The 25,671-nt window shown below is 69.1% G+C and carries 28 protein-coding genes; 6 read left to right on the top strand and 22 right to left on the bottom strand.

Going from position 1 to position 25,671, the window contains the following annotated elements; genetic code table 11:
* Positions 1 to 37 precede the first annotated feature (37 nt).
* The 4 genes from AC1DSA_RS21425 to AC1DSA_RS21440 all read right to left on the bottom strand — a co-directional run bounded on the left by AC1DSA_RS21425 (position 38) and on the right by AC1DSA_RS21440 (position 3,222).
* Positions 38 to 367: a hypothetical protein gene (locus AC1DSA_RS21425; protein ID WP_477892920.1), complete on the bottom strand. Its 330-nt coding sequence runs from the start codon at positions 365 to 367 to the stop codon at positions 38 to 40.
* A gap of 253 nt (positions 368 to 620) precedes the next feature.
* Positions 621 to 761 (bottom strand): hypothetical protein, encoded by a 141-nt coding sequence (locus AC1DSA_RS21430; RefSeq protein ID WP_477892921.1) that lies wholly within the window; start codon positions 759 to 761, stop codon positions 621 to 623.
* A gap of 44 nt (positions 762 to 805) precedes the next feature.
* Positions 806 to 1,333, bottom strand: a complete 528-nt coding sequence (locus tag AC1DSA_RS21435; RefSeq protein ID WP_477892922.1) for a hypothetical protein — start codon at positions 1,331 to 1,333, stop codon at positions 806 to 808.
* Positions 1,334 to 1,428: 95 nt separating this feature from the next.
* Entirely contained in the window at positions 1,429 to 3,222 is a 1,794-nt protein-coding gene (locus AC1DSA_RS21440) for a glutamine--tRNA ligase/YqeY domain fusion protein (RefSeq protein WP_477892923.1), read from the bottom strand.
* 203 nt (positions 3,223 to 3,425) lie between these two features.
* Here AC1DSA_RS21440 and AC1DSA_RS21445 point away from each other — a divergent pair, with 203 nt between their 5' ends.
* Positions 3,426 to 3,770, top strand: coding sequence for a hypothetical protein (locus tag AC1DSA_RS21445; RefSeq protein ID WP_477892924.1), 345 nt, complete (start codon positions 3,426 to 3,428; stop codon positions 3,768 to 3,770).
* Between the two features lie 150 nt (positions 3,771 to 3,920).
* Here the strand turns inward: AC1DSA_RS21445 and AC1DSA_RS21450 are convergent, their stop codons facing one another.
* From AC1DSA_RS21450 to AC1DSA_RS21475, 6 genes are all read right to left on the bottom strand, one after another.
* Complete coding sequence (locus tag AC1DSA_RS21450; protein WP_477892925.1) at positions 3,921 to 4,160, bottom strand: hypothetical protein; 240 nt, start codon at positions 4,158 to 4,160, stop codon at positions 3,921 to 3,923.
* Between the two features lie 462 nt (positions 4,161 to 4,622).
* Entirely contained in the window at positions 4,623 to 5,414 is a 792-nt protein-coding gene (locus tag AC1DSA_RS21455; RefSeq protein ID WP_477892926.1) for a LytR/AlgR family response regulator transcription factor, read from the bottom strand.
* Positions 5,411 to 6,448: a sensor histidine kinase gene (locus tag AC1DSA_RS21460; RefSeq protein WP_477892927.1), complete on the bottom strand. Its 1,038-nt coding sequence runs from the start codon at positions 6,446 to 6,448 to the stop codon at positions 5,411 to 5,413. Before AC1DSA_RS21460 ends, AC1DSA_RS21455 begins: the two co-directional genes overlap by 4 nt.
* Positions 6,442 to 6,744: a 2TM domain-containing protein gene (locus AC1DSA_RS21465; RefSeq protein WP_477892928.1), complete on the bottom strand. Its 303-nt coding sequence runs from the start codon at positions 6,742 to 6,744 to the stop codon at positions 6,442 to 6,444. The genes AC1DSA_RS21460 and AC1DSA_RS21465 overlap by 7 nt, the downstream gene beginning before the upstream one ends.
* 35 nt (positions 6,745 to 6,779) lie before the next feature.
* Entirely contained in the window at positions 6,780 to 7,694 is a 915-nt protein-coding gene (locus tag AC1DSA_RS21470) for a DUF6622 family protein (protein WP_477892929.1), read from the bottom strand.
* Between the two features lie 325 nt (positions 7,695 to 8,019).
* Positions 8,020 to 8,169 (bottom strand): hypothetical protein, encoded by a 150-nt coding sequence (locus AC1DSA_RS21475; protein ID WP_477892930.1) that lies wholly within the window; start codon positions 8,167 to 8,169, stop codon positions 8,020 to 8,022.
* Positions 8,170 to 8,339: 170 nt separating this feature from the next.
* Between AC1DSA_RS21475 and AC1DSA_RS21480 the strand changes: the two genes are divergently transcribed.
* The gene (locus AC1DSA_RS21480) at positions 8,340 to 9,173 is read left to right on the top strand and encodes an undecaprenyl-diphosphate phosphatase (protein ID WP_477892931.1); all 834 of its coding nucleotides are present in this window, start codon (positions 8,340 to 8,342) and stop codon (positions 9,171 to 9,173) included.
* Here AC1DSA_RS21480 and AC1DSA_RS21485 read toward each other — a convergent pair.
* The 4 genes from AC1DSA_RS21485 to mutS form a co-directional block, all read right to left on the bottom strand.
* Complete coding sequence (locus tag AC1DSA_RS21485) at positions 9,127 to 9,915, bottom strand: esterase/lipase family protein (RefSeq protein WP_477892932.1); 789 nt, start codon at positions 9,913 to 9,915, stop codon at positions 9,127 to 9,129. The genes AC1DSA_RS21480 and AC1DSA_RS21485 overlap by 47 nt on opposite strands.
* 73 nt (positions 9,916 to 9,988) lie before the next feature.
* A complete protein-coding gene (locus tag AC1DSA_RS21490; protein WP_477892933.1) occupies positions 9,989 to 10,786 on the bottom strand; it encodes an alpha/beta hydrolase in 798 nt (265 codons plus the stop codon).
* A gap of 109 nt (positions 10,787 to 10,895) precedes the next feature.
* The gene (locus AC1DSA_RS21495; RefSeq protein WP_477892934.1) at positions 10,896 to 11,726 is read right to left on the bottom strand and encodes a proteasome-type protease; all 831 of its coding nucleotides are present in this window, start codon (positions 11,724 to 11,726) and stop codon (positions 10,896 to 10,898) included.
* Positions 11,723 to 14,326 (bottom strand): DNA mismatch repair protein MutS, encoded by a 2,604-nt coding sequence (gene mutS, locus AC1DSA_RS21500; protein WP_477892935.1) that lies wholly within the window; start codon positions 14,324 to 14,326, stop codon positions 11,723 to 11,725. The genes AC1DSA_RS21495 and mutS overlap by 4 nt, the downstream gene beginning before the upstream one ends.
* Before the next feature lie 82 nt (positions 14,327 to 14,408).
* Here mutS and AC1DSA_RS21505 point away from each other — a divergent pair, with 82 nt between their 5' ends.
* The gene (locus AC1DSA_RS21505; RefSeq protein ID WP_477892936.1) at positions 14,409 to 15,590 is read left to right on the top strand and encodes an HPP family protein; all 1,182 of its coding nucleotides are present in this window, start codon (positions 14,409 to 14,411) and stop codon (positions 15,588 to 15,590) included.
* Here the strand turns inward: AC1DSA_RS21505 and AC1DSA_RS21510 are convergent.
* The 4 genes from AC1DSA_RS21510 to AC1DSA_RS21525 all read right to left on the bottom strand — a co-directional run bounded on the left by AC1DSA_RS21510 (position 15,541) and on the right by AC1DSA_RS21525 (position 20,228).
* The gene (locus AC1DSA_RS21510; RefSeq protein ID WP_477892937.1) at positions 15,541 to 17,298 is read right to left on the bottom strand and encodes a SulP family inorganic anion transporter; all 1,758 of its coding nucleotides are present in this window, start codon (positions 17,296 to 17,298) and stop codon (positions 15,541 to 15,543) included. The two genes, AC1DSA_RS21505 and AC1DSA_RS21510, sit on opposite strands and share 50 nt — an antisense overlap.
* Positions 17,299 to 17,301: 3 nt before the next feature.
* A complete protein-coding gene (gene ppk2, locus AC1DSA_RS21515; RefSeq protein ID WP_477892938.1) occupies positions 17,302 to 18,147 on the bottom strand; it encodes a polyphosphate kinase 2 in 846 nt (281 codons plus the stop codon).
* A gap of 93 nt (positions 18,148 to 18,240) precedes the next feature.
* Entirely contained in the window at positions 18,241 to 19,317 is a 1,077-nt protein-coding gene (locus AC1DSA_RS21520; protein WP_477892939.1) for a mechanosensitive ion channel family protein, read from the bottom strand.
* Positions 19,317 to 20,228 carry an inositol monophosphatase family protein gene (locus AC1DSA_RS21525; protein WP_477892986.1) on the bottom strand — a complete coding sequence of 304 codons (912 nt, stop codon included), beginning with the start codon at positions 20,226 to 20,228 and terminating at the stop codon, positions 19,317 to 19,319. Before AC1DSA_RS21525 ends, AC1DSA_RS21520 begins: the two co-directional genes overlap by 1 nt.
* Positions 20,229 to 20,378: 150 nt before the next feature.
* On the opposite strand from AC1DSA_RS21525, the gene AC1DSA_RS21530 reads away from it, so the two are divergent.
* Together AC1DSA_RS21530 and cysE are read left to right on the top strand one after the other, a co-directional pair.
* Positions 20,379 to 21,101 (top strand): RNA methyltransferase, encoded by a 723-nt coding sequence (locus AC1DSA_RS21530; RefSeq protein ID WP_477892940.1) that lies wholly within the window; start codon positions 20,379 to 20,381, stop codon positions 21,099 to 21,101.
* 29 nt (positions 21,102 to 21,130) lie between these two features.
* The gene (gene cysE, locus AC1DSA_RS21535; RefSeq protein ID WP_477892941.1) at positions 21,131 to 21,904 is read left to right on the top strand and encodes a serine O-acetyltransferase; all 774 of its coding nucleotides are present in this window, start codon (positions 21,131 to 21,133) and stop codon (positions 21,902 to 21,904) included.
* 188 nt (positions 21,905 to 22,092) lie between these two features.
* On the opposite strand, the gene mog is transcribed toward cysE, so the two are convergent.
* The gene (gene mog, locus AC1DSA_RS21540) at positions 22,093 to 22,674 is read right to left on the bottom strand and encodes a molybdopterin adenylyltransferase (protein ID WP_477892942.1); all 582 of its coding nucleotides are present in this window, start codon (positions 22,672 to 22,674) and stop codon (positions 22,093 to 22,095) included.
* Positions 22,667 to 23,287, bottom strand: a complete 621-nt coding sequence (gene yjgA / locus AC1DSA_RS21545) for a ribosome biogenesis factor YjgA (protein WP_477892943.1) — start codon at positions 23,285 to 23,287, stop codon at positions 22,667 to 22,669. The genes mog and yjgA overlap by 8 nt, the downstream gene beginning before the upstream one ends.
* Before the next feature lie 71 nt (positions 23,288 to 23,358).
* On the opposite strand from yjgA, the gene pmbA reads away from it, so the two are divergent.
* Entirely contained in the window at positions 23,359 to 24,735 is a 1,377-nt protein-coding gene (pmbA, locus tag AC1DSA_RS21550) for a metalloprotease PmbA (protein WP_477892944.1), read from the top strand.
* 115 nt (positions 24,736 to 24,850) lie between these two features.
* On the opposite strand, the gene AC1DSA_RS21555 is transcribed toward pmbA, so the two are convergent.
* Positions 24,851 to 25,300, bottom strand: coding sequence for a GatB/YqeY domain-containing protein (locus AC1DSA_RS21555; RefSeq protein ID WP_477892945.1), 450 nt, complete (start codon positions 25,298 to 25,300; stop codon positions 24,851 to 24,853).
* Between the two features lie 78 nt (positions 25,301 to 25,378).
* A complete protein-coding gene (gene rpsU / locus AC1DSA_RS21560; RefSeq protein WP_104301834.1) occupies positions 25,379 to 25,591 on the bottom strand; it encodes a 30S ribosomal protein S21 in 213 nt (70 codons plus the stop codon).
* Positions 25,592 to 25,671: the final 80 nt, after the last annotated feature.

Here is a 25,671-nt window from a genome sequence, read left to right on the forward strand (position 1 = left end):
AGGCGGAGCGTACCCAATTCCGCGCGAATGCGGCGCTTCAGCGCCTGAGCATGCGGGCGAGCATCCAGCCCACGAACAGGCCGGCGCCGATCGCCAGCAAGGGCGTGCGGGCGGTCTGCCGCTCCACCTTCCGCTCCAGCTTGTCGACGATGCCGTGCGGCTGGGGTCGTGCCGGCGGCTGTGCATCCGCCGCAGCGGGCATGGCCAAGGCAGCGGCCACCGGCAGGTAGCCGTCCGCATAGACGCGGACCTCCTCATCGAACACCACGATGTCGATCGGCTGGTCGTCGCCGAGGTTCATGTCGGGCCCGACGTCCGGCATGTGCGTGTCGCCAGTGAGCTTGAGCCGGTTCTTGGGGTGGGGCATGGTTTCCGTCCTTCGCTGTGGGTGGGTCCGGACCCAATCTAGACAAGCCTCGCGCCGCCCAGCGTAGGAGCGGGACTTCGCGCGGGCCAAGGGCCGTCCTAAGGCGGGTTTCGCCGTTGCACCAGATGCGGGATCGCCGGCGGAGTCCGCATGCCGCATCGCCGCCAGGCCAGCGCTGAAACGGCAACGCGCCATCGGGTGGCGCGTTGCGGAAGAGGATCAGCGGCCTGGCGGCCGCCCCTGGGGCGGAAGCTCAGGGCTTCTTGATCTTGCCCTTGGGAATGACCGCCGTGGTCGGCGGCATCGGCCGGTCGGACGTGCCTTCCTTGGGCGGGGAGGTGTCCTTCTTCGGTTTCTTGGCCATCTTGTTGCTGCGTTGCTCGCCTTTGGGCATGGTGGTCTCCTGTTGTGCCGAGCTTCCAATGTAGCAGCGCCGAGCTACGGCGCCACCTGCAGCACGCGACCTTTCGCGATGGCGATGGTGCCGGCCAACACATGGAACTCGGTCCCCGGCGTCAGGCGGCGCAGCGCGACCGCCGGGTGCAGCAACTGGAGTCGCGCCATGCCGCCTTCGTGCTGGACGACGGACTCCGCGAGCGGCCGATCCAGCCGCGCCGTGAAGCCATGCCGGCCGACCAGGAGCGTGCAGCGGCGCTCGCCGCCATCGAGGGCGGCGCGTTGCGCGATCGGCAACTCCACCGCTTCGAGCTGCACTTGCAATTGCGGATCGAAGGCCGCGTCCGGCGCGAAGTCCGTCGCCGGCGGAACGCTGCGCGGTATCTTCTTGACGAAATAGGCGATCAGGTTGCCCACCGCGGGCAGCCAGAGCACCAGCAGCAAGGTGCCGATGTCACGCAGCGTCGAAGGGTTGGGGGCCAGCCAGCGGACGACGCCGCCGGACGCCGCCAGCGTGAGCAGGGCGATCATCGCGAGTCGGCGGCGTGCAGGGGTCGCGATGAGGGCCATGGGGCATTGTGCGCGCGGGGGGCCGCGTCGATCTCAGGTGGGCGCATCGGAGTGCTGTGCTGTTTCAGCGCTGCGCCGCAGTGTTCTTTTCCGAACTACTTACCCCAGCTGTCCTTCAATCCCGTCACCCGATTGAAAACCGGCTTCCCGGCCGCCGCGTCGTGATCCTTGCGATCCGCCACGAAGTACCCGTGCCGCTCGAACTGGAACTTCTCGTCGCCGTGCGCCTTGCCCAGTGACGGCTCCACGTACGCGGTCACCACCTTCAGGCTGTCCGGGTTGATCTCTTCCAGGAAGTCCTTCTCGCCCGTGCCGGGTTGCGGCACCGAGAAGAGCCGGTCGTACAGCCGCACTTGCGCCTTCACGCCATCGGCCACGCCGACCCAGGTGATGTTGCCTTTCACCTTCACGGCGTCCGCACCGGGCGTGCCGCTCCTGGTGTCGGGCACCAGCCTGGCCTGCACTTCGGTGACCTGCCCGGATGCATCTTTTGTCGCGCCAGTGCACTCGACGACATAGCCGTACTTCATGCGCACCTTGTTGCCCGGGAACAGCCGGAAGAAGCCCTTGGGCGGCGTCTCCTCGTAGTCGCTGCGCTCGATCCACAGTTCCCTGCCGAACATGAAGTCGCGCTTGCCGCGCTCGGGTGCATGCGGATGCACGGGGGCAGAGCAGGGCTCCAGGTGGCCGGCGCCCATCAGCTCGTCCCAGTTGGTGACCACCATCTTCACGGGGTCCAGCACGGCCATCGCGCGCGCGGCCTTGGGGTCCAGGTCGTCGCGCAGGGCGATCTCCAGCGTGCTGTAGTCGATCCAGCTGTCGGCCTTGCTCACGCCGATGCGGTCGGCAAACAACTGCAGCGCTTCGGGCGTGTAGCCGCGGCGGCGCAGGCCGACGATGGTGGGCAGACGCGGGTCGTCCCAGCCGCTCACGTGCTTTTCGTCCACCAGTTGCTTGAGCTTGCGCTTGCTGGTGACCACGTAGGTGAGGTTCAGGCGTGCGAATTCGTACTGGCGTGGATGCGGCGTATTGACCAGGCCACCTTCGGCCAGGCGGTCCAGCAGCCAGTCGTAGAAGGGCCGCTGGTCCTCGAACTCCAGCGTGCAGATGCTGTGGGTGATGTTCTCCAGCGCGTCCTCGATCGGGTGCGCGAAGGTGTACATGGGGTAGATGCACCACTTGTTGCCCGTGTTGTGGTGCTCGGCATGCTTGATGCGGTACAGCGCCGGATCGCGCAGGTTGATGTTGGGGCTGGCCATGTCGATCCTGGCGCGCAGCACCGCCTTGCCATCCTCCAGCTTGCCGTCGCGCATGTCGCGAAAGCGCTGCAGGTTCTCGTCGATGCTGCGGCTGCGAAAGGGGCTGTCGACACCGGGCTTGCTGAAGTCGCCGCGGTGGATGCGCATCTCTTCCGGCGTCTGCTCGTCGACGTAGGCGAAACCGGCCTCGATCAGGTACTCCGCCGCGCGGTACATGAAGTCGAAGTAGTCGCTCGCCTGGTACAGGTGGTGCGTGCCGCCGGCGTCCCACGTGTAGCCCAGCCACTGCACGGCGTCCTTGATGCCGTCGACATATTCCTGTTCTTCCTTCTCCGGGTTGGTGTCGTCAAAGCGCAGGTGGCACACACCCTGGTAGTCGCGCGCCAGCCCGAAGTTCAGGCAGATGCTCTTGGCATGGCCGACGTGGAGGTAGCCGTTGGGTTCGGGCGGGAAGCGGGTGCGGATCCTGGCGGGATCAAGTGGCCCGGCCTGGTGCAGCGCGGCGTCAGCGGGATGACCCGCCCAGTGCCGCTGTGCGTACGTGCCCTGGTCCAGGTCGCGCTCGATCACCTGGCGCAAGAAGTTACTGGGCCGGGTCGCAGCGGAATCTTTATCGGTCGGGGAAGCCATATCCCGACGATTTTGTCATGCCTTGTTGCACTGCACCTTTTTGCGGGACGACGTGACGAAGTGACGGGTTGCGGGGACGGCCGGCGCCACGGGTTACGTCCAGCAACGCATTTGACGAGCCGGCCGCAAGTGTGCATCGATCCGGGACGTTAAATCAGGGCGCAGGACAAGTCGTCCCTGAGCAGTCAAAAAACAGGAACACCATGAAACTGAACCCCGTTCGCATCCTGGCCGCCACCTGCGTCGTGGCGCTCGCCGCCGTCGGCACCGCCGCGCAGGCACGCGACAACGTCTACTGGTCGCTGGGCGTGCAGGCCGCACCCGGCGTGTCGATCGGCGTCGGCAACACGCGCCCGGTCTACGTCGCGCCGGCTCCCGTCTATGTGGCGCCGGCTCCGGTGTACGTGGCGCCGCCGGTGTATGTGGCGCCCGCGCCGGTGTACTACGGGTACGGCCCGGCGCCGGTCTACTACAGCAATGGTTATTACGCCCACCCAGGCAAGCACAAGGGTTGGCACAACAAGCACAACCACCGTCACTGGGATTGAGTTCCGGCGCCGGTTGTCGCCCACCACAACCAGGGATCTCCAAGCGATTGGCCCCGGGCCCACAAGCCGGGGCCTTCTTTTTGGGTCCCTTGGCTCGTGGCCGCATCGCGCCGTCCCGCGTCGATTCGTGATCCGTGAAACCGCCTTGCCTCAGCGGTCCTGTCCGTTCTCCTGCTCGGGCGTCGGAAAAGGGGTGGGCAGCAGGGCCTTCAATTGCAGCTGGTCGCGCAAGTGCGGCCGCACGCTGTCGGCGCCGTGGCCGCTGTGTCCGCGCGCCGTGGCCCGTTCGACGAACCCTCGTTGCTTGCCCGTCCCGCCGCCTCGTCGTCCCGCCATCACCGGACGCCTGCGGTCCGGGTCGCCGCCGTTTTCGGGCTTTCCGTCTTTCATGTCGCTGTTTCCTCTGGTTGGAAACAGAGTAAGGGCCGTGAAACGCTTTACATGAAGGTGATGCCCAACGGTGATCGTCGGACGTCGACCGCCTGTCCGTAGGCGTTGGAGCTATGGTGCACTGTGCACACCGTTTGCGCGCGGGCAAAAAAGAACCCCCAGGGATGAGCCTGGGGGTAACAATGCCAGTCGCGGGACGGAGGGCCGGACCAGCTCACCCCGGAGGAGGAGGGGACTCAGAGGAGTCGGGGTGACCGGGACGCAAAGCGTTTGTGGGTTGTAGGAGGTTCAACGCCTTGCGTGCAATTCGATGTCTGCTAGTAGAAGCGTCGAAGGCGTTCGGAACTGTAGGACGTCGCCCACAGGAATTGCCAGACGATCCCCCTAGTTCCCATCACTTCGCGTTCCCCCAGCGGAATCGCTTGCTCATCGGCCTTGATTCGTACTGCAGTCGCGCTGGACTTACATGGGCTTGAACAGGTGCGCGTACAGGCGGCTGACCGGCAGGCGCTCCTTGCGCCCGCGCAGCGCCAGGTGCAGCTTGCCGGCCTCGTCGCGGTGCACGCTGTCGACGGCGGTCGCCCGCACCACCGTACCGCGGTGCACCTGCCAGAACAGCTGAGGCTCGAGCTGGGGCAGCAAGTCCTTCAGCGGGGTGCGGATCAGCACCTCGCCATCGGCGCACACCACGCGCACGTACTTGTCGGCGGCCTCGAAATACAGCACGTCCTCCACCGGGATCAGGCGGATGCTGGTGCCCACGCTGGCCTGGACCACCTTCAGCGCCGGCTGGGCCGCGGGCGCGGCCGCCTGCAACAGGTGGCGCAGCTGGCCCAGCGTGGCGTCGAGGTCCCCGCCACGTGCGGACCGCTGGGCCAGCACGGCGCGCAGCTTGTCGACGGTTTTTTGCAGGCGCGCGGGCTGCACGGGCTTCAGCACGTAATCGATGGCCTGGGCCTCGAACGCCTGCAGCGCGTACTGGTCATACGCGGTGACGAACACCAATGCGGGGAAGGGCGTGTCCTCCGGCCATTCGTCAGCCAATTCAGCCGCGGCTTCCAGGCCGCCCAGCCCGGGCATCCGGATGTCGAAGAACAGCACGTCGGGACGGTGCTGCAGGGCGGCCGCCACGGCTGCGGCACCGTCGCCCACGCTCGCCGCGATGCGCAGTTCCGGCCAGGCCCGCGCCAGTTCCGCCTGCAGGGCCTGGGCCAGCAGGGGTTCGTCTTCGGCGATGAGGGCGGTGGGACTCATGCGATGGGAAGATGGATGCGGGCGTGGGCGCCGCCGGCGTCGCGCCGGAACTCCAGCGCGGCACGGTCCGCATACAGCGAGTGCAGCCGCTCGCGGATCTGCGTCAGGCCGAATCCGTTCCCGTTCGATGCACCGCTGGCCTCGCCGACGCCGGTGTCGTCCACCTCGATCAGCAAGCGGTCGCCGTCACGGCGCGCACGGACCACGACCAGGCCGCCTTCCACCTTGGGCTCCAGGCCGTGCTGGATGCTGTTTTCCACCAGCGGCTGCAGCAGCAGCGCGGGCACCGGCACGCCGGCGGCATCGTCGGGCAGTTCCAGCGTGTACGCCAGTCGTGGGCCCATGCGGATCTTCATCAGCTCCAGGTAGTCGCCGAGGCGCTCGAACTCGGCGCGCAGCGGGTGCGTGGTCGCGCGCGACGCATCGAGCGTGGAGCGCAGGTACGCGATCATGTGGTCCAGCATCTGCTGCGCACGCGCGGGGTCCACGGCGATCAGGGCCCGCAGGTTCGCCAGCGTGTTGAACAGCATGTGCGGTTCCAGCTGGGTCTCCAGCACCTTCAGGCGCGCCTCCTCGGCGTGCTTCTGCGCCTCGCGCATCTTGCGCAGCAGGTACTCGCTCTTGTTGCGGGCATGGAACCAGTAGCTGCCCGCGATGCCAGCCAGCAGCGTGATCAGGATGCTGCTGCGCAGGTCGGCCGCGCTGTTCACCACGCGGCCGGGGAACAGCCCGAAGGTCTGGCAGATCAGGTCGCCCAGGCTCTTGCCGACCACGAATCCGGTGACGATGCCGCCCACCACCAACAGCAGGCCGTGCCAGCCCTGCGGCCAGCCCGTCTCCGCGGAGGAGGGAATGAGGTGGCGGCCCAGGTCGACGACGGCCCAGATGGTGGTGCCGATCAGCAGCGAATACAGCAGCGAGGGCAGGAAGGTATGGCGCGGGCCGAAGGCCTGCTCGATGGTGGCCACCAGCCCGCAGAAGAACAGCGTCTGCAGCAGGTGCCGCAGCTTGGCGGACCAGTCGATGGCTACCACGGGTCGCGCAGGCCCTGCTCGGTGGCCAGGCGCTCGCGCTCGCGCCGTTCCAGCTGGCGGCGCAGGGGACTGCCGCCACCGAGCACGAACACGGCCAAGCCGTGCATCGCCAGCCCGATGCCCCAGCCCAGGGCCGGGAACACCGACCACGTCCTGTGGCCGAAAGCCGCCTGCGCGGCGACGAGCAGCAGCGTGTTGACCACAGCGTACACGCCGGCGTGGACGAACCAGCCCATCTTCGCGGCGGCGCGCTTGCGGGCGAGGCGGTCGATCTGCTCGGGAGAAAGGGGCGACATGGCGTGATCCATTCTAGGACTCCGGTTGAGGGGGTTCAGGCGGCCAGGGCGTGTTGCGGGGGCAGCGCGAGCCGCCAGAGACGCGCAGCCCGCCCGAGGAAGATGCCGCTCAGCGCGCCGTAGAGGGTCGCTACCGGCAGCACGAAGCTGGTGTCCATCACGAGCGAGGGGTGCAGCGCCAGGCGCACCGCCACCGTGTAGCGCACGAAGAAGATGCCCACCATCAGCACCAGCGGCAGCCAGCTGCCCGGCAGGCGGTAGCTGCGCGTGGCGGCGTCGAAGCGCGCGGCGCTCTGGCCGGGGGCGAGCAGGGCGGTCATCGCGGCGGCGGCCATGGCCCACAGCCACAGCGCCTCGGGCAGGACCGGCGAGCGGCCGAAGGCGGAGATCGCCGACGCCAGCGAGAACAGCAGCATGGTGAAGGGCAGGACCGAGATGCGCGTCAGGCTCGCGGTGCGTTCACGCAGCTGCGACAGCCCCGCCGTCACCAGGCTGGCGAGCAGCATCCAGGCCCACGGCGGGGTGTTGCGCACGATGGGCAGCAGCCCGGAGGCGTAGCCCCACAGCTGCTGGCCGAGGTAGCGCTGCGGCAGCAGCGTGAACGCACCGGCGACGATGCAGCCGGCGAGGTACAGGATCTGCATGGTCCGGCGGTGGCCGGCGATGTTGCCATTGGCCAGGTGCCGGAACGACAGGAACAGCATGACCAGCACCACCGGCACCAGCAGGTGGATGGGCGTGTAGCCGGCGAGGTTGGGCAGGCTGTGGTCGTGAATGAACAGCGCCGAGATGGCGGTCACCAGCATCAGCGTCACCCAGGCATGGCCGAAGGCACGGTGCAGCCGGGGGCGCTGCGTGCGGCCGCGCCGGGCCCAGAGAGCGACGGGGCCGGTGGCGACCGCCAGCAGGGCGGCGGTCATGTGGACGGCGATCACGGGGTTCATCTGCATGGCGGTCTCCTGGTCGGATGGCCGCACTGTCCGCCGCGCCGCGGGCCGGGGCGAGCCGGTTGCGACGAAACAGCGGCCCGGGGGAGCGAAATGCAGCGGGCCCGGAGCCAATGGGAAGCGCCTGCGGCATGTCATGGGCAGGCAAGGGAAGCTGCGCGACCTGGGTGGACTTGGCAGGTCAGCGTGACGGTCGGGTCCGGCCTCCTGGCAGAAGGTGTTGCCGGCTTCGAGGGTGCGTTCTTCGGTCGCTACCCCGCGCGGCGCGGGTGCTGCGCATCCAGGCGGAGCGCGACGCCTGGTGCGTCAGCCCACGCCCGGTAGCGCGTCAGCCCCACACGCGGCGGTATTTTTCCGCCAGCTGCTGCTGGCGCACCATGATCTTGGGCACGTCGGGATGCATCGGGCTGATCTCTTTCATTGCCCAACGGTAGAAGGCCTGGGCGCACACCACGTGGAGCAGGTTCAGGATTTTCATAGGGGCCCATGGTCGGGGCGATCCGATCGCCGCCCTGTAGGCACCGTGCGCAACGGCCGCCGGAGCATGGCGACAGCGCGTGTCGGACAAAACGATGGCTGAGCCATCCGGGCAAGCGCTGAGCCAGCCGGCGGCCCGTCATAATCCGCGCTTTCGTTTCGGGAGCGCGCGTGGACACCGTTCTGCTGGTCAAGGCCGCCATCATGGGCATCGTCGAGGGCCTGACCGAGTTCCTGCCGATCTCCAGCACCGGCCACCTCATCCTTGCCGGCCACCTGCTGGGCCTGCAGGGCGAACGCGACAAGGTGTTCGAGATCGCCATCCAGACCGGCGCCATCTTCGCGGTGATCATCGTGTACTGGCAGAAGATCCGCAGCACGCTGGTGGCGCTGCCGAGCCAGGCCGAGGCGCAGCGGTTCTCGCTCAACGTGCTGGTGGCCTTCATCCCCGCCGTCGTGCTCGGCCTCACCCTCGGCAAGCTCATCAAGGAGCACCTGTTCACGCCGGGCGTCGTTGCGACCACATTCATCCTCGGCGGTTTCATCATCCTGTGGGCCGAAGGGCGCCGGCACCCGGTCGTGCGCATTCACGAGGTCGAGCAGATGCGCTGGACCGATGCGCTGAAGCTCGGACTGGTGCAGTGCCTGGCGCTGGTGCCGGGCACCAGCCGCAGCGGCGCGACCATCATCGGCGGCATGCTGCTGGGCCTGTCGCGCAAGGCGGCGACCGACTTCTCGTTCTACCTGGCGATCCCGACGCTGATCGGCGCCGGCGTGTACAGCCTGTACAAGGAGCGGGCCTCGCTGGGAACGGAAGACATCCCGATGTTCCTGGTCGGACTGGTGTTCTCGTTCGTGAGCGCGTGGCTGTGCGTGCGCTGGCTGCTTCGCTACATCTCCACGCACGACTTCAAGCCGTTCGCGTGGTACCGCATCGCCTTCGGGATCGTGGTGCTGCTTACTTCCTGGACCGGCTGGATCCAGTGGACCGCAGCGGCCGCCTGATCGCGCGCGCGATGCCGTAGGGCCGCCAGCGGCCTTCGGGCTGGGCGAGTCGGTCGGCGACGATGCGCAGCACTTCCGGATGGGAGGGCATGCCCAGGTGGCTCGCGTTCACCGCGACGTTCTCCATCTGCGGCCCCTCGCTTTCCAGGCAGCCGCGCCAGGCCACCAGTCCGTCGGACTCGCTGTAGATCGATGTGGTGGGGACGGGCGGGCGCTGCGCCACGCGCTCCAGCAGCTCCGGCGTGAGCTGCTCGGTGTTGCCACCGAGCATGCGGAAGATGGTGCCGGCGTGGTTGCCGCCGGACATGGACTTGTGCGGCGTCGCCAGCGTGATCACCTGGCGCACCAGCTCCGGGCAGGCCTTGGCGATCTCCCGAGCATAGATGCCTCCGAGGCTCCAGCCGACCAGGCTCACGCGGCGGCCGTGCCGGGCATGCAGGGCGTGCACCCGCTCGGCGAGCATGTCCAGGAATTCGTCGAAATGACCTTCCGGCCCGGTGTTGACGCCCAGTTCCCAGTCGTGCACGTCCAGCTCGCAGCTCTTCAGGTGGCTGCGCAGCTGGGACGTGGTGAGGGCGCCGGCGCCGAGTCCGGGGTAGACGATGACGGGGTGGCCATCGCCGCGCACGGGAGTCAGGGAGCCGACCTTGGCGGCGAAGGTATCGAGAAGGGCGCGCAGCGGTTCGGTGGCCAGCAGGGCGAGAGAGGGGGCTTCGAAGGCCACGGCTTGGGAAGAAGGCATGGCCCCATGTTGAGCCGCGCGGCCACGATCCATGTGGGCGCGGCCAGCACAGCCGCGTAGGACAGCCGCGCCTTCAGAGGGCCAGCAGCGCCGCCTCGATCGCCGCCGCGGTGGCCAGCGGCCGTTCCATCGGGAACAGGTGCGAGCCCTCCATCATCGCGATGCGGCCTTGGGTGACGCGCTCGGTCATGCCCATGCCCACCTGCCGGATCTCCTCGGACTGCAGGCCGCCGATGAAGGCGACGGGGCCGCGCAGCGGATGCCGCTTGAACAGCGCATCCATGTGGTCGGGCAAGGTGTTGTAGATCGCCGTTTCGATGTCGCGGTCGAAGCTCAGCACGCGCTGCCCGTCCTCGTCGTGTGTACCGTGCGCGATGTAATCGGCCAGCATCTGCGGCTCCCAGCGGGCGAAGGCCTTCTTGTGGCGGAAGTGTTCCAGCGCAGCTTCCTTCGAAGGCCAGCGGTTCTTGCGCTTGCGGCTGACCGCGCCGGGCGAGATCGATCCCACCAGCTGCGTTCGCTTGGCGGCGCGCAGCGCGTGCGCCTTCCAGCCGCCCAGGAGCGGCGAGTCCAGCAGAAGCACCCCGCGCGCCAGCTGCGGATGGCGTGCCGCGCACATCGCACTGAGGAAGCCGCCCAGCGAATGGCCCACCAGGAAGGCGGGTTCGCCGGCCTTGTCCACCTCGCGTGCGGCGAGGTCGTGCAGCTGCTGCACCAGCCCCGGCCAGTTGTTGCTGACCGGGTACTGCGCATCGTGGCCGAACTTGTCCACGGCCTTGACGGTGAAGCCGCGTGCGCGCAGGTGCCTGAACAGGACGCCGTAGGTGCCGGCGGGAAAGCTGTTGGCGTGGGAGAAGATGACGAGGGACATGGCGGTGGGGGCGGGTAGGCTGGCGGTGAGCGCGAAGCGCCGAACCCCAGCGCGCGCATCGCTGGGTTTCGCCTGCGGGCTCACCCCAGCCTACGGGCTCACCTTGCCGTCAGATCAGTTTTTCTTCCGGGCGCGTGATCTTCTTGAGCGGCTTGCTGCGCCCGCCTACGTCGGTGCGTAGCGGGATGTCGGTGTGCGTCTGGTCCCAGACCGGATCGTCGAGGCTGTCGAACACCTCGCGCAGCTTCTGGCCCCAGCCGTTGTGCAGCATGCGGAAGTACGGGTTCTGCATGTCGATGCAGACGATCTTGTCGGTTTCGAAGCGGTTGGCCTCGTACACCACCAGGTCCAGCGGCGGGCCGACGGACAGGTTGGACTTCATGGTGGAGTCCATGGACACCAGCGCGCACTTGGCGGCTTCGTCCAGGTCGGTTTCCGGCGTCAGCACGCGGTCCAGCACGGGCTTGCCGTACTTGTACTCGCCCACCTGGAAGTAGGGCGTCTCGGCGGTGGCCTCGATGAAGTTGCCGGCCGAATAGACCTGGAACAGGCGCATGCCTTCGCCGCGGATCTGGCCGCCGAAGATCAGGTTGACGTTGAACTCCACGCCGGCCTGCTGCAGCGCCTTGGCGTCGCGGTCGTAGACGTGGCGCACGGTCTGGCCCAGCACGCGGCAGGCGTCGAACATGCTGGTGGCGTTCCAGATGGTGATGGGATCGGCCGTCTCGTGCTCCTTCAGGTGCTCCACCTGCAGGATCTCGCGCACGGACTGCGAGATGCTCAGGTTGCCGGCGGACAGCAGCACCATGAAGCGGTCGCCCGGCTTCTCGTACACGATCATCTTGCGGTAGGTGCTGATGTTGTCCACCCCCGCGTTGGTGCGCGAGTCGGACAGGAACACCAGTCCCGCATTGAGCTTGATGCCGACGCAATAGGTCATGTGAGCAGTTTCTTGAGCGTGTACAGGGCGTCGAGCGCGTCGCGCGGCGTCAGGGCGTCCGGGTCCAGGGCGGCCAGGGTCGCCTCCAGCCGGGTGGGCGCTGCGGCATCAGCCGCGGGCGGCGGTGCAAACAAGTCTACCTGCTCGCGGCTTTCCTCCTGGTGCTTCTCCAGCGCCGCCAGCGCATGGCGGGCGTGGTTGACCACGCCGGCGGGCATGCCGGCCAGGCGGGCGACCTGGATGCCGTAGCTGCGGCTGGCGGGCCCGGGCTGGATCTCGTGCAGGAACACGATGTCGGCGCCCGACTCGGTCGCGCCCACGTGCACGTTGACCGCGCAGTGGTGCTTCGCCGGGAATTCGGTCAGCTCGAAATAGTGGGTGGCGAACAGGGTGAAGGCCTGGGTCCTGTCGTGCAGGTGCGCGGCGATGCCGGAAGCCAGCGCGAGGCCGTCGAAGGTCGAGGTGCCGCGGCCGATCTCGTCCATCAGCACCAGGCTCTGCGCGGTGGCGCCGTGCAGGATCTGCGCCGCCTCGGTCATCTCCAGCATGAAGGTGGACTGGGCGTTGGCCAGGTCGTCGGCCGCGCCGATCCGGGTATGGATCGCATCCATGGGTCCCAGCCGACAGGCCTGCGCCGGCACGTAGGAGCCCATCGAGGCGAGCAGGCAGACCAGGGCCACCTGGCGCATGTAGGTGGACTTGCCGCCCATGTTGGGGCCGGTGATCACCTGCATGCGCTGCTTCGGGCCCAGGCGCGTGTCGTTGGGGATGAACTGGCCGCCGGTCGTCTCCGCCAGCCGGGCTTCGACCACCGGGTGGCGGCCCTGCGCGATCTCGATGCCCGGCTCCTTCATGAACTGCGGGCGGCACCAGTGCAGCGTCAGCGAACGTTCCGCCAGCGCGCACAGCGCGTCCAGCGAAGCGAGCGAGCGCGCGAGGCGGGTGAGGCAGGGCACGTGCTCCTGCAGCGCGTCCAGCAGCTGCTCGTACAGCCACTTCTCGCGCGCCAGCGCGCGCTCCTGCGCGGACAGCGCCTTGTCCTCGAAGGCTTTCAGCTCCGGGGTGATGAAGCGCTCCGCGTTCTTCAGCGTCTGGCGGCGGCGGAAATCGTCCGGCACCTTGTCCAGCTGGCCCTGCGTCACCTCGATGTAGAAGCCGTGCACCTTGTTGTACTGCACGCGCAGGTTGGCGATGCCGCTGCGCGCGCGTTCGCGCGTTTCCAGCTCCAGCAGGAAGCCGTCGCAGTTGTCCTGGATCGCGCGCAGCTCGTCGAGGTCGGCGTCGTGCCCGGTGGCGATCACGCCGCCGTCGCGCACCAGCGCCGCCGGGTCCTCGCGCAGCGTGGCGGCCAGGCGCTCGGCGCAGCCGGAGGGCGGCTGCAGGTCGTGCGCCGCATTCGCCAGCAGTCCCGGCAGCCCGTGGATCAGGGCGGCAAGCTGCTGCGCCTTCGCCAGCGCCACGCGCAGCCCGACCAGCTCGCGCGGGCGCACCTGCCGCAGCGCGATGCGGGCGGTGATGCGCTCGACGTCGCTCACGCCCTTGAGTTCCGCGCGCAGCTTCTGCCACAGCGTCTCGCGCAGCCCGCCGATCGCGTCCAGCCGCTGCTGTGCCACCGTGCGGTCGCGCAGCGGCTCCAGCAGCCAGGACCTGAGCATGCGGCTTCCCATTCCCGTCATGCAGGTGTCCAGCAGCGAGAACAGGGTGGGACTGTCCTCGCCGCGCAGGGTCTGCACCAGTTCCAGGTTGCGCCGGGTGGCGGGCGGCAGCTCGATGCGCTCGCCGTCGCGCACCACCTGCAGCTGCTGCACATGCGACAGGGCCCGTCCCTGCGTGTGCTCCGCATAGGCGAGCAGCGCCGCCGCGGCGGCATGGGCGTGCGGCAGTTCCTCCGCGCCCCAGGCGGACAGGCTGGCTGCCTTCAGCTGCTCCAGCAGCTTGCGCTCGCCCAGGCCGCTGTCGAACTGGAAGCCCGGGCGCTGCGTCACGGGCATGCTGGCGCGCAGGCCCTGCAGCCGCTGCGCGAACGCCGGCGTGATGTCGGCGCTGTGCAGCACCTCGCTGGGCGCCACGCGGGCGACCCAGTCGGCGAGCGCGTCGCCGTCGCATTCCGCCAGCTGCAGCGACCCTTGGGTGACCGCCAGCCAGGCGAGGCCGACCCGGTGCTTGGCGCCCTGGTGCACGGCCAGCAGCACGGCCTCCGACTTGTCGTTCAGCAGCTCGCTGTCGGTCAGCGTACCGGGCGTGACCACGCGGAGCACCTTGCGTTCGACCGGACCCTTGGCGGCGCCGACCTCGCCCACCTGCTCGCAGATCGCCACCGATTCGCCGCACTTGATCAGGCGGGCCAGGTAGCTTTCCATCGAGTGGAAGGGAACGCCGGCCATGACCACCGGCTCGCCGGCGGACATGCCGCGCCGGGTGAGCGTGATGTCCAGCAGCCGCGCGGCCTTCTCGGCGTCGTCGTAGAACAGCTCGTAGAAATCGCCCATGCGGTAGAACACGAGCGTGCCGGGGTACTCGGCCTTGATGGCCAGGTACTGCACCATCATTGGCGTGTGCTTGCCCAGGTCGGGAGGGGAGGGTACGGCGGGGGACGACATGCAGGGCGGATTATCCGGTGCCTCACGAAGGCCCCCGCGATCGGAGACAATCCCGGCGCGATCAGAACAACGGCAGTTCCCTGTGTCTTCTTCTTCCGGCGACTCGGTCGCCCTGAACTCCCCCGCCCCCGCACGCCGCCTGCGCGGCTGGCTCGCCCGGCTTCTTCCAGGTCCCGTCGGCATCGACGGCTGGGAAACCTGGCGGGTCGTGGCCCGCGCGGCCGCCGGCATCCTGTTCGCCGGCGTGTTCACGCGGCTGCTGGCCGGCCCCGGCCCGACGGCGGCGTGGCTGGTGGCGCCGCTGGGTGCCACGGCCGTCCTGGTGTTCGGGCTGCCCGCCAGCCCGCTGGCCCAGCCCTGGGCCGTCGTGGCCGGCAACACGCTGTCCGCGCTGGTGGGCATCGCGTGCGCGGGCCTGATTCCCGACCCCGCCATCGCCGGCGGTGTCGCGGTCGCCGTGGCCCTGCTGCTGATGGTGCAGGCGCGCTGCCTGCACCCGCCGGGCGGCGCCGCCGCCTTGCTGATGGTGATCACGCACACCACGCAGTTCCACTTCGCGCTGTTCCCGGTGCTGCTGAATTCGCTGCTGCTGGTGCTGATGGGCGTCCTGTACAACGGGCTCACCGGCCGCGCCTACCCGCGCGCGCAGCTGCCGGCCCCGGAGGCCGGCCTGCAACCGGTGCACGGGCGCGGCTTCAGCGCCGCGGACCTGGATGCGGCGCTGGCGCACTACAACCAGGTCGTGGACATCAGCCGCGCCGACCTCCATTCGCTGCTGGAGCACGCGGAGATGGCGGCCTACCAGCGCAAGCTGGGCGCGCTGCGCTGCGGTGACGTCATGACCCGTTCGCCGGTCTCGGTGCAGTTCGGCACGCCGCTGGCGGAGGCCTGGGACCTGATGCGGGCGCGGCGGGTGAAGGCGCTGCCGGTGGTGGACCGCGCACAGCGCATCACCGGCATCGTCACCACCGCGGATTACATGCGCATCGCCGAGCCGGACCGCCATGAAGGCGTGGGCGGGCGGTTGCGCGACCTCCTGCGGGCCAGCGGCGTCACCCATTCGGACCGCCCGGAGGTGGTGGGCCAGATCATGGCGCGCCAGGTGCGCGTGGCCAGCCAGGACCGGCTGCTGGCCGACCTGGTTCCGGTGTTCGCGGACGACGGACACCACCATATCCCGGTGATCGACGGCGAGCAGCGGCTCGCCGGGATGATCACGCAGACGGACCTGGTGCGGGCGCTGTACCGATCGCCAGCGGCCTAGCGTCGGGGAAGCGGGCCTGGTACAGCGCCACGGCCTGCTCCAGGTTGTGCAGCATGCGCTCGGTGCCGAGTTGCTGGCCCAGCGGCGAGCTGCGCACCATGGCCAGCGGGCCCGGGTTGAGGCCGACCAGCCAGACTTCCACGCCCGCGTTGCGCAGGCGTTGTTCGGCCTCGCCCCACATCTTGATCGCGGTGTATTCCAGGTCGAACACGCCGCGCAGGTGCAGTGCCACCACGCGGGGCCGCTCGGATGCGATCAGCTCGGTGATCTTCTCGCCGACGCGCGCGGCATTGGCGAAGAAGATGCGCCCTTCCGGCCGCAGCAGCAGCAGGCCGGGATAGCGCAGGTCCCCCAGGTTGTCCTCCGAACGGGGCCGGAACACATTGGTGCCCGGCTTGCGGAACAGCATGTGGACGGCCGGGTCCGAGACCTGGTAGGCCAGCGCCGCCAGCGACACGATCATCGCCACCAGGATGCCTTGCAAGGTGCCCAGCAGCACCACGCCGGCCAGCGCGGCGAGCGCCCAGACGAACTCCGTGCGGCGCACGCGGTGGATCGCACGGAACTCCGCGGGCTTGATCAGTCCCACGGAATAGACGATCACCACCGAGGCCAGCGTGGCCTGCGGCATCGCGCCGATGAAGGGGCCCAGCAGCAGCAGGGCGGCCAGCGCGAAGGCCGCCGTCACCACGCCCGCAAGCTGCGAGCGCGCGCCGGACAGCCGGTTGACGGCGGTCTGCGAAGTGCCGCCGCCGGCGGGCATGGCTCCCATGAACGCGCCGGCCGCATTGGCGGCGCCGGTGGCGATCAGTTCCCGGTTCGGCACCGGCCGGGGCTCCTCGCTGCGTGCGAAGGCCCGCGCCGCGGCCGTGGTTTCCGCGAAACTCATGAGCGCGATGCCTGCGGCCGCCGGCCACAAGGTTTGCAACAGGTGCCAGTCGGGCAGCACCGGAGAGGGCAGCCCGGTCGGCACCTTGCCCACCGCTTCGATGCCCAGCCGGCCCAGGTCCAGCCACTTCATCGCCAGGACACCGAGCACCACCGCCACCAGCGGTGCGGGGGCGCGCGGCACGAAGCGCTCGAACCCCACCAGGATCGCCACCATGGCCAGCGCCATCAGCACCGTCGGCCCGTGCACCTCCGGCAGGCCTTGCAGGATGGCGCCCACGTTGTGCACGAAGCTGCCCTTGTGGAAGTGCAGTCCCAGCAACTTGGGCAACTGGTCCACCACGATCACGGTGGCGATGCCGGCCTTGAAGCCGACCAGCACCGGTTCGGAAATGAAGTCGGCGACGAACCCCAGGCGCAACATGCCTGCGGCCAGCAGCATGGCGCCGACCAGCAGCGACAGGGTGGCCAGGGCGGTGACCTGGCCGGCCGGATCGAGCGCCGGAGTGATCTGCGCCAGGGCCGCGCCGGTGAGGATCGCGATCGTGGTCGTGGTGCTCACGCTGAGCGGCCGCGAGGTGCCCAGCAGGGCGTAGACGGCCATGGGCACCAGGCAGGTGTAGAGCCCCACCTGCACCGGCAGGCCGGCGATCGTCGCATAGCCGAGTCCCTTGGGGATCACCACGGCCGCGGCGGTCGCGCCGGCGACGAGGTCGGGCGCCAGCCACTGCGGCTGGTACCTGCGCGCCCACTCCAGGACCCACGGGCTGCTGCGTCCGGAATCGATCAGCGCCGCCAGGTCGCGTTCCGATGCCGCCACTGCTCAGAACCTTTCCGCGATGCGCCGGTACGGGTAGTCCGGCTCCTTGTAGTCGCCGGACTTGCCGCGCTTGGGCAGCACGATCTTCTCGCGCTTGACCTGCTCGTAGGGGATGCGCGAGAGCAGGTCGCTGATGAGGTTCAGGCGCCCGCGCCGCTTGTCGTCGGTGTGCGCGACGAACCACGGTGCGAAGTCCTTGTCGGTCGCCTTGAACATCTCGTCGCGGGCACGCGAGTAGTCGAACCAGCGGCTGTAGGACTTCAGGTCCATGGGCGAAAGCTTCCAGACCTTGCGGCCGTCGTCGATGCGGTCCTGCAGGCGCCGGGTCTGTTCCTCGGCGCTGACTTCCAGCCAGTACTTGATCAGCTTGATGCCGGAATGGACGATCGCCTCCTCGATCAGCGGAGCGCCCTGCAGGAAGCGCTGCGCTTCCTCGTCGCTGCAGAAGCCCATCACGCGCTCGACGCCGGCGCGGTTGTACCAGCTGCGGTCGAAGATCACGACCTCGCCGGCCGCGGGCAGGTGGCGCACGTAGCGCTGCATGTACATCTGGCTCTTTTCGCGCTCGCTGGGCGCGGGCAGGGCCACCACGCGGAACACCCGCGGGCTCACCCGCTCGGTGATCGCCTTGATGGTGCCGCCCTTGCCGGCGCCGTCGCGGCCTTCGAACAGGATGCACACCTTGGCCCCGGTGCGCTGCACCCACTCCTGCAGCTTCACCAGCTCGACGTGCAGCTTGCGCAGTTCCTGTTCGTACTCGCGGTTGCCGAGCTTCGCGGGCGCCACCACGCCGCCGTCGGCGGGCACGTCCTTGTGCGCCTTGCCGTCCTTCGTTTTTTCCTTTGCCATGACGTGTGCTCCTCAGTTGGAGCCACTTTCGTCCGCGGAGGCGGTCCTGCCAATGGGACCTTCGGTCTACCCGGCCCCCGCCGAGGGATGCCCTCAGGCCGCCGGGGTCGCCGCGGGCTGCGCAGGCTGCGGTTCCGGGCGCAGCGCCGGCAGCGACTGCGCATGCTCGCGCACCAGGAAGGCGACCAGTTCTTCGCGCACGCGGCAGCGCAGGTCGAAGGCGCTGCCGGCATTGCGCGCGGACACCAGCACGCGGATCTGCAGGGTGTTCTCCGTCGCGTCGGTCACCTGCACCGAGCACACGCGCCGGTCCCACTCGGGGGCCGCCTCGACGATGCGCCGCGCCTCGGCACGGATCGGCTCCACCGGGGTCGCGCGATCGACGGGTATGAACACCGTTCCCATGACCTCCGATCCGGTGCGCGTCCAGTTCTCGAACGGGTTTTCGATGAACCACTGCAGCGGCACGATCAGCCTCCGCTCGTCCCACAGCTTGAGGACCACGTAGGTGCCGGTGATCTCCTCGACCCGCCCGAACTCGCCCTTGACGACCAGCACGTCGTCGATGCGCAGCGGCTGCGCCAGCGCCAGCTGCAGTCCGGCGATGAGGTTGCTGAACACGGGCCGGGCGGCGATGCCCGCCACCAGGCCCAGCACGCCGGCCGACGCGAGCAGGCTGGCGCCCACCTGGCGCATGCCGGGGAAGGTCATGAGCATCATGGCCGCGCCGCCGATGACCAGCAGCACCATGGCGCTGCGCGCGAGCACCCGGGTCTGCGTTTCGATGCGCCGGGCGTGCAGGTTGTCTTCGCTGTCGGTCGGATTCTTGCGGATCACGCCGTCGGCCAAGCCGCCGATGGTGCCGGTCGCCAGCCAGGTGAGCGCCGCGATCAGCAGCAGGCCGTTGGCGTGGCGCACCGACCCGATCCCGGCGAGCGCGTCGGGCAGCACCTGCCAGGCCACCTGCATCGCCAGCAGCGGCGCCGCCAGGCTGGAGGGGCGCCGGGTGCGCGCCATCATGGCGTCGAGGACGACCGAGTGGTGCGTCACGCGCGCGAGCACCACGCGCGCCAGCCCGTGCAGCAGCACGGCGCCCAGCGCCGCCACCAGGGCGATCGCCAGCGCCCAGCTCCAGCGCGGGTCGGCGTGGAGCGAGTCCAGCAGCGGCATCAGGCGTCGGACGCCGGGCCCTCTTCGATCTGGGTGCCGGGTTCCATGGTGGGCTCCACCAGCGTGGGCGTGTTCTGGCGCAGGTCGGCCTTCTCGCCGGCGCTGGCGAACTTGCTGTACTTGCCGAGGATCTGGACCAGCTGCCCGTAGATCTTCGGGTTGCCGGCGACGCACTCCCGCTGCTCCAGGAAGTCGGATTCGCCCGTGAAGTTGCCGATCAGCCCGCCGGCTTCGGTGATGAGCAGCGAGCCCGCGGCGACGTCCCAGGGGGACAGGCCGGTCTCGAAGAAGCCCTCGGTGAAGCCGGCCGCCACGTAGGCGAGGTCCAGCGCGGCGGCACCGGGACGGCGCAGGCCGGCCGTGCGCTTCATGACGTCGGCCATCATGCGCAGATACACGTTGAAGTTGTCGCCCGGGCGGAACGGGAAGCCGGTGGAGATCAGCGACTCCTTCAGCTGGATGCGCTTGCTCACCCGGATGCGGCGGTCGTTGACGTACGCGCCGCGGCCGCGCGTGGCGGTGAAGAGGTCGTTGCGGGTGGGGTCGTAGACCACGGCCTGCTCGACGCGTCCCTTCACGAGCAGCGCGATGCTGACGCAGTAGACGGGGAAGCCGTGGATGAAGTTGGTCGTGCCGTCCAGGGGGTCGATGAGCCAGACGTGGTCGGCGCCGGCGCGGCCATGTTCGCGGCCCGATTCCTCGGCCCAGATGCCGTGGTCGGGATAGGCGGTGAGCAGCGTCTCGATGACGATGCGCTCGGCGGCGTGGTCGACCTCGGTGACGAAGTCGTTGGTCTGCTTCTGCGAGATGCGCACGGCCTCGACGTCGAGCGCGGCCCGGTTGATGATCGCGCCGGCGGCGCGGGCGGCCTTGACGGCCACGTTGAGCATGGGGTGCTGGTTGGACGACATGTTGTTCAAGAGCTTCGCCCGGGGGGCGGGATGCATGCCGGCGATGCGGATGCCACGTTAGCCGCGATTTTACCGGGCGGGGGCCGACCCCGCCCCCGGGGGGGTGACGTTCGTCGTCCTACGTCGGACTGCGTACGGGACAATCGCGCCATGCGCACCCGTTTCGTCCTGATCCAGCCCAGCCACGCCGGCAACGTCGGCGCGGCCGCCCGCGCCCTGAAGGTGATGGGCTTCGACGACCTGGTGCTGGTGCAGCCGCGCTGGGACGACGTGCTCGCGCGCGAGGAGACGATCGAGCGCGCCAGCGGCGCGGTCGACGTGCTGCGGCAGGCGCGCGCCGTGGCCACGCTGGACGAGGCGCTGGAAGGCATGACCCACGTGTGCGCCACCGTCATGACGCCGCGCGACTTCGGGCCGCCCACGGTCGCGCCGCGCGAGCACTTCGCCGAGGTCGCCCGGGCCGGCCACCACGTGGCCTTCCTCTTCGGCTCGGAGCGCTATGGCATGCGCAACGAGGACGTGTACCGCTGCCATGCGGCCCTGCGCATCCCGGTGGCGCCGGACTACGGCTCGCTGAACCTGGCGTCGGCCATCCAGGTGATCGCCTACGAATGGCGCCAGGCGCTGGGCGGCTACGAGCTGCCGCCGGCGGCCGGTCCCCGGGCGGCCGACGCCGCCGCCGTGGCCGGCATGCTGCAGCACTGGGAACAGGCGCTGGTCGAGATCGGCTTCCTCGACCCGGCCGCGCCCAAGAAGCTGATGCCGCGCCTGAACCAGCTGTTCAACCGGGCGCAACCCACCCCCGAGGAAATCCACATCCTGCGAGGTGTCGCCAAGGCCATGGCGGAAGCGGCAAAAAAGGGCAGGCCTTAGACTTGGCGGGACAGAAGCAAAGAACCCCCATGTTCCGCCGCCTGCGTTCCGACATCCAGTGCATCCTCGACCGCGACCCTGCCGCGCGCAGCAAGTGGGAGGTGCTCACGTGTTATCCGGGGCTGCATGCCCTGGTGCTGCACCGCGGCGCGCACTGGCTGTGGCGGCGCGACCTGCGCTGGCTGGCGCGCTTCACCTCGCACTTCTCCCGCTGGCTGACCGGCATCGAGATCCATCCGGGCGCCACGATCGGCGATGACGTCTTCATCGACCACGGCATGGGGGTCGTGATCGGCGAGACGGCGGAAGTGGGCGACGGCTGCACCATCTACCAGGGCGTGACGCTGGGCGGCACCTCGCTGTACAAGGGCACCAAGCGCCACCCGACGCTGGGCCGCAACGTGGTCGTGAGCGCCGGCGCCAAGGTGCTGGGCGGCTTCACCGTGGGCGACAACGCCAAGATCGGCAGCAACGCCGTGGTGATCAAGCCGGTGCCCGAGGGCGCCACCGCCGTCGGCATCCCGGCACGCATCATCCAGGCCGACGACACCGCCCGCCGCGAGGAGGTCGCGGCCAAGATGGGCTTCTCCGCCTACGGCATCACCCAGAGCGACGACCCGCTGTCGCAGGCGATGAAGGGCCTGATCGACAACGCGTCCTCGCAGGAGCACCAGATCGCCCTGCTGTGGCATGCGATCGAACAGCTGTCCGCGCAGCGGCGGGACGCGTCGTGCGTGCCATCGGACGCGAAGACCAAGGAAGACTTCGAGGCGGACAAGCTGACGCAGCTGGTGGGCAAGTAGGCGGGGCGGCGTCCGAGGCTGGCGCAGCCTGCAGGCTGGCACGGTCCGTAGGCTGGCGCGGTCCGTAGGCTGGCGGTGAGCGCGCAGCCGAACCCCAGCGCCTTGCGCACCGCTGGGGTTCCTTTCGTCACCCCAGCCTACCCCCAACCCCAGCCGTCCCCCAACCCCAGCCGTCCCCCAACCCCAGCCTACTTGCGGATCGCGCTCTTCGGCCGGAACCCCTTGCAGACCTCGTCGTTCGTTTCCAGGTAAGGCCCGCCGATCAGGTCCACGCAGTAGGGCACCGCGGCGAAGATCCCCGGCACCACCTGCCTGCCTTCTTCCTTCAGTCCTTCCAGCGTCTCCTGGATCGACTTGGGCTGGCCGGGCAGGTTGATCACCAGGCTTTGCTTGCGCACCACCGCCACCTGGCGCGACAGGATGGCCGTGGGCACGAAGCGCAGGCTGATCTGCCGCATCTGCTCGCCGAAGCCCGGCATTTCCTTGTCCGCCACCGCGAGCGTCGCTTCCGGCGTCACGTCGCGCGGCGCGGGGCCGGTGCCCCCGGTGGTGAGCACCAGCGAGCAGCCGGCATCCACCAGTTCGATGAGCGTCGCGCTGATGCGCTCCTTTTCGTCGGGAATCAGGCGTTCGGCGAAGGTGATCGGGTTCTTCAGCGCGCGACCCAGCCAGTCCTTCAGCGCGGGCAGGCCCTTGTCTTCGTAGACGCCGCTGGAGGCGCGGTCGCTGACCGAGACGATGCCGATGGTGACGGGGTCGTGCTCACTCATGTTCTTCCTCGTCCAGCGTGTCGCGCACCAGCTGGAAAATCTCGCGGAAGGCGCGGCCGCGGCGCGGCGCCTGGCCCTTGGAGACCTCGTCCTGCGTCGGCGCGCCGTCCTTGCGCGCCTGGCGCACCAGGGCGCGCAGCTGCTGCGAATCGGTTGCAGGGTGCGCGGCGATCCACGACTGCACGGCGTCGTCGCTGGCGATCAGGTCATCGCGCCACTTCTCCGCGGCGTGCAGCGCCAGCGTCTGCTGCGCGGAGCCGCTGCGCTGTACGTCCAGCGCGTCGCGGATCGCCTGCAGCGTGTCGGGGTCCAGCTGGCGCATCAGCTTGCCCACGTACTGCGACTGGCGGCGGCGCCCTTCGAAGTTCGTGATGCGCCTGAGTTCGTCCAGCCCGGTCTGCAGCGATTCGGGCAGGGCCAGCCGCTCGAACAGGTCGGACCGCAGGGTCAGCAGGGCCTCGCCCAACTTCTGCAGTTCGGCGCTTTCCTTCTTCAGCTCCGTGCGGCTGGGTTCGCCGCCGGTCTGCTCGGCGCGCAGTTCGAGGTCCAGTTCGCTGCCTTCGGCGACGAAGTGGCCTTTGACGAAATAGCCTTTTTTGGGTTTGCGGGACATGGGGGGAAGGTAAGGGAAGGGCCGGCTGCGCGACCGTCCGACGCTGCGATGCACAAGTATCATAGCCCGCCATGAACAAAACACCCGCGCAGGACGGATCCGGCTTCAGCTACGGCCGCGCCGACTTCGAAGAACTGGTCGATTTCGCCCTGGCGCACGCCAGGAAACTCGGCGCCACCGATGCGGGAGCGGAGGCGTCCGAAGGCTGCGGCCTGAGCGTGTCCGTGCGCAAGGGCGAACTCGAGACGGTGGAGCGCAACCGCGACAAGTCGCTGGGCATCACCGTGTACATGGGCAGCCAGCGCGGCAACGCGAGCACCTCCGACTTTTCGCGCCCGGCGATCGAGCGCACGGTGCAGGCCGCCTACGACATCGCGCGCTTCACCGCGCAGGACCCGGTGGCCGGCCTGCCCGACCCCGAGGATGTCGCGCCGCTGGAATCGCAGCGCGACCTGGAGCTGTTCCACCCCTGGAACGTCACGAGCGAGGAAGCCGCGCAACTGGCGCTGCGCTGCGAGCGCGCCGCCTTCGACACCGATGCGCGCATCGACAACAGCGAAGGTGCCGGCGTCTCGGCGCAGCAAAGCCATTTCTTCAGCGCCCACACGCACGGCTTTCGCGGCGGCTACGCCAGTTCGCGCCATTCGATCTCGGTCGCTCCCATCGCCGGCCGCGGCGACGAGATGCAGCGCGACGCCTGGTACAGCTCGATGCGCTCGGCCGGCGAACTCGCTTCGCCCGAGGCGGTGGGCCGCTACGCCGCCGAGCGCGCGCTGTCCCGCCTGAAGTCGCGCAAGATCAGCACGCGCGAGTGCCCGGTGCTGTTCGAGTCGCCGCTGGCCGCCGGCCTGCTGGGGGGCTACGTGCAGGCCACCAGCGGCGGGTCGCTGTACCGCAAGAGCACCTTCCTGCTGGACTCGCTGGGCAAGCAGGTCTTCGCCGACCACATCGACGTGGTCGAGGACCCGTTCCTGCCGCGCGGCAAGGGCAGCGCCCCCTTCGACGAGGAAGGGGTGCGCACGCGCGCCCGCAAGGTGGTCGACCAGGGCCGCGTCGAAGGCTACTTCCTCAGCAGCTATTCGGCCCGCAAGCTGGGCATGAAGACCACCGGCAATGCGGGCGGCTCGCACAACCTGACGCTGGCCTCGCGCCGCACCGAGCCGGGCGACGACCTGGTGGAGATGCTCCGCAAGCTGGGCACCGGCCTGTTCGTGATCGAGCTGATGGGGCAGGGCGTGAACTACGTGACCGGCGACTACTCGCGCGGCGCGAGCGGCTTCTGGGTGGAGAACGGCGAGATCGCCTACCCGGTGCAGGAGATCACCATCGCCGGCAACCTCAAGAACATGCTGATGGGCATCGAGGCGGTGGGCGCCGACGTCTACAACTACGGCGCCAAGACCGTGGGCTCGATCCTGATCAACCGGATGAAGGTCGCCGGCAGCTGACCTCGGTTTTCTCCCTCCCCTTCGGGGGAGGGTCAGGGTGGGGGCCCTCCCGGCACTCGGCCAGGCCCCAGCGCCCCCATCCCAGCCTTCCCCCAGCGGGGGAAGGACAAGTCCCTCAGCCCGCCAGGGCCGCTTTCACGGCCGCGCTGACCTGACCCATGTCCGCCTTGCCGGCCAGGCGCTGCTTGACGGCGCCCATCACCTTGCCCATGTCGCCGGGGCCCTTGGCGCCCAGCTCGGCCACGATGGCCTTCACCTCGGCGGCGACCTCGTCGGCCGACAGCCGCGCGGGCAGGTAGGCCTGCAGCACGGCGGCTTCGGCCTGTTCCTTGGCGACCAGGTCCTGGCGATTGGCCTTCTGGAAGGCCTCGATGCTGTCCTTGCGCTGCTTGAGCAGCTTGTCGACGATGCCGACCACGGCGGCGTCGTCCAGCTCCACGCGCTCGTCCACTTCCTTCTGCTTGATGGCGGCGGTGAGCATGCGGATGGCGCCCAGGCGCTCGCTGTCCTTGGCGCGCATGGCGGCCTTCATGTCCTCGGTGATGCGTTCCTTGAGCGTGGCCATGGTGGGTTCCTTGTCGGGTGCATGAAAAAAGCCCGCGCGGGCGTCCCCGGGCGGGCTTTCGGTACTGTCAGCCGGGGCTCAGTACAGCTTCTTGGGCAGCTGCATGCTGCGAACGCGCTTGAAGTGGCGCTTGACGGCGGCGGCCTTCTTGCGCTTGCGCTCGGCAGTGGGCTTCTCGTAGAACTCGCGGGCGCGCAGTTCGGTCAGCAGACCCAGCTTCTCGATGGTGCGCTTGAAGCGGCGCAGCGCCACGTCAAACGGCTCGTTTTCCTTGACACGAATGGTCGTCATGACTTCCAGAATGTTCAGTGTGGCGGATGAAGATCGAGGACATCCGCCGGGGGTCCCCACCCTTCGACCTCGGGGGCGAA

Source organism: Ramlibacter sp. P4_H7, from assembly GCF_056400765.1.

Excerpts from the sequence above, each read along its gene's own strand:
- AC1DSA_RS21465 (WP_477892928.1), bottom strand. The coding sequence starts at position 6,744 with ATGTCGCCCCTTTCTCCCGAGCAGATCGACCGCCTCGCCCGCAAGCGC.
- ppk2 (WP_477892938.1), bottom strand. The coding sequence starts at position 18,147 with ATGGCAAAGGAAAAAACGAAGGACGGCAAGGCGCACAAGGACGTGCCC.
- mutS (WP_477892935.1), bottom strand. The coding sequence starts at position 14,326 with ATGTCGTCCCCCGCCGTACCCTCCCCTCCCGACCTGGGCAAGCACACG.
- cysE (WP_477892941.1), top strand. The coding sequence starts at position 21,131 with ATGTTCCGCCGCCTGCGTTCCGACATCCAGTGCATCCTCGACCGCGAC.
- AC1DSA_RS21485 (WP_477892932.1), bottom strand. The coding sequence starts at position 9,915 with ATGCCTTCTTCCCAAGCCGTGGCCTTCGAAGCCCCCTCTCTCGCCCTG.
- AC1DSA_RS21470 (WP_477892929.1), bottom strand. The coding sequence starts at position 7,694 with ATGCAGATGAACCCCGTGATCGCCGTCCACATGACCGCCGCCCTGCTG.
- AC1DSA_RS21520 (WP_477892939.1), bottom strand. The coding sequence starts at position 19,317 with ATGCCGCTGCTGGACTCGCTCCACGCCGACCCGCGCTGGAGCTGGGCG.
- AC1DSA_RS21455 (WP_477892926.1), bottom strand. The coding sequence starts at position 5,414 with ATGAGTCCCACCGCCCTCATCGCCGAAGACGAACCCCTGCTGGCCCAG.
- AC1DSA_RS21495 (WP_477892934.1), bottom strand. The coding sequence starts at position 11,726 with ATGACCTATTGCGTCGGCATCAAGCTCAATGCGGGACTGGTGTTCCTG.
- AC1DSA_RS21445 (WP_477892924.1), top strand. The coding sequence starts at position 3,426 with ATGAAACTGAACCCCGTTCGCATCCTGGCCGCCACCTGCGTCGTGGCG.
- AC1DSA_RS21450 (WP_477892925.1), bottom strand. The coding sequence starts at position 4,160 with ATGAAAGACGGAAAGCCCGAAAACGGCGGCGACCCGGACCGCAGGCGT.
- pmbA (WP_477892944.1), top strand. The coding sequence starts at position 23,359 with ATGAACAAAACACCCGCGCAGGACGGATCCGGCTTCAGCTACGGCCGC.
- rpsU (WP_104301834.1), bottom strand. The coding sequence starts at position 25,591 with ATGACGACCATTCGTGTCAAGGAAAACGAGCCGTTTGACGTGGCGCTG.
- AC1DSA_RS21425 (WP_477892920.1), bottom strand. The coding sequence starts at position 367 with ATGCCCCACCCCAAGAACCGGCTCAAGCTCACTGGCGACACGCACATG.
- AC1DSA_RS21440 (WP_477892923.1), bottom strand. The coding sequence starts at position 3,222 with ATGGCTTCCCCGACCGATAAAGATTCCGCTGCGACCCGGCCCAGTAAC.
- yjgA (WP_477892943.1), bottom strand. The coding sequence starts at position 23,287 with ATGTCCCGCAAACCCAAAAAAGGCTATTTCGTCAAAGGCCACTTCGTC.
- AC1DSA_RS21525 (WP_477892986.1), bottom strand. The coding sequence starts at position 20,228 with ATGTCGTCCAACCAGCACCCCATGCTCAACGTGGCCGTCAAGGCCGCC.
- mog (WP_477892942.1), bottom strand. The coding sequence starts at position 22,674 with ATGAGTGAGCACGACCCCGTCACCATCGGCATCGTCTCGGTCAGCGAC.
- AC1DSA_RS21490 (WP_477892933.1), bottom strand. The coding sequence starts at position 10,786 with ATGTCCCTCGTCATCTTCTCCCACGCCAACAGCTTTCCCGCCGGCACC.
- AC1DSA_RS21475 (WP_477892930.1), bottom strand. The coding sequence starts at position 8,169 with ATGAAAATCCTGAACCTGCTCCACGTGGTGTGCGCCCAGGCCTTCTAC.
- AC1DSA_RS21435 (WP_477892922.1), bottom strand. The coding sequence starts at position 1,333 with ATGGCCCTCATCGCGACCCCTGCACGCCGCCGACTCGCGATGATCGCC.
- AC1DSA_RS21555 (WP_477892945.1), bottom strand. The coding sequence starts at position 25,300 with ATGGCCACGCTCAAGGAACGCATCACCGAGGACATGAAGGCCGCCATG.
- AC1DSA_RS21530 (WP_477892940.1), top strand. The coding sequence starts at position 20,379 with ATGCGCACCCGTTTCGTCCTGATCCAGCCCAGCCACGCCGGCAACGTC.
- AC1DSA_RS21430 (WP_477892921.1), bottom strand. The coding sequence starts at position 761 with ATGCCCAAAGGCGAGCAACGCAGCAACAAGATGGCCAAGAAACCGAAG.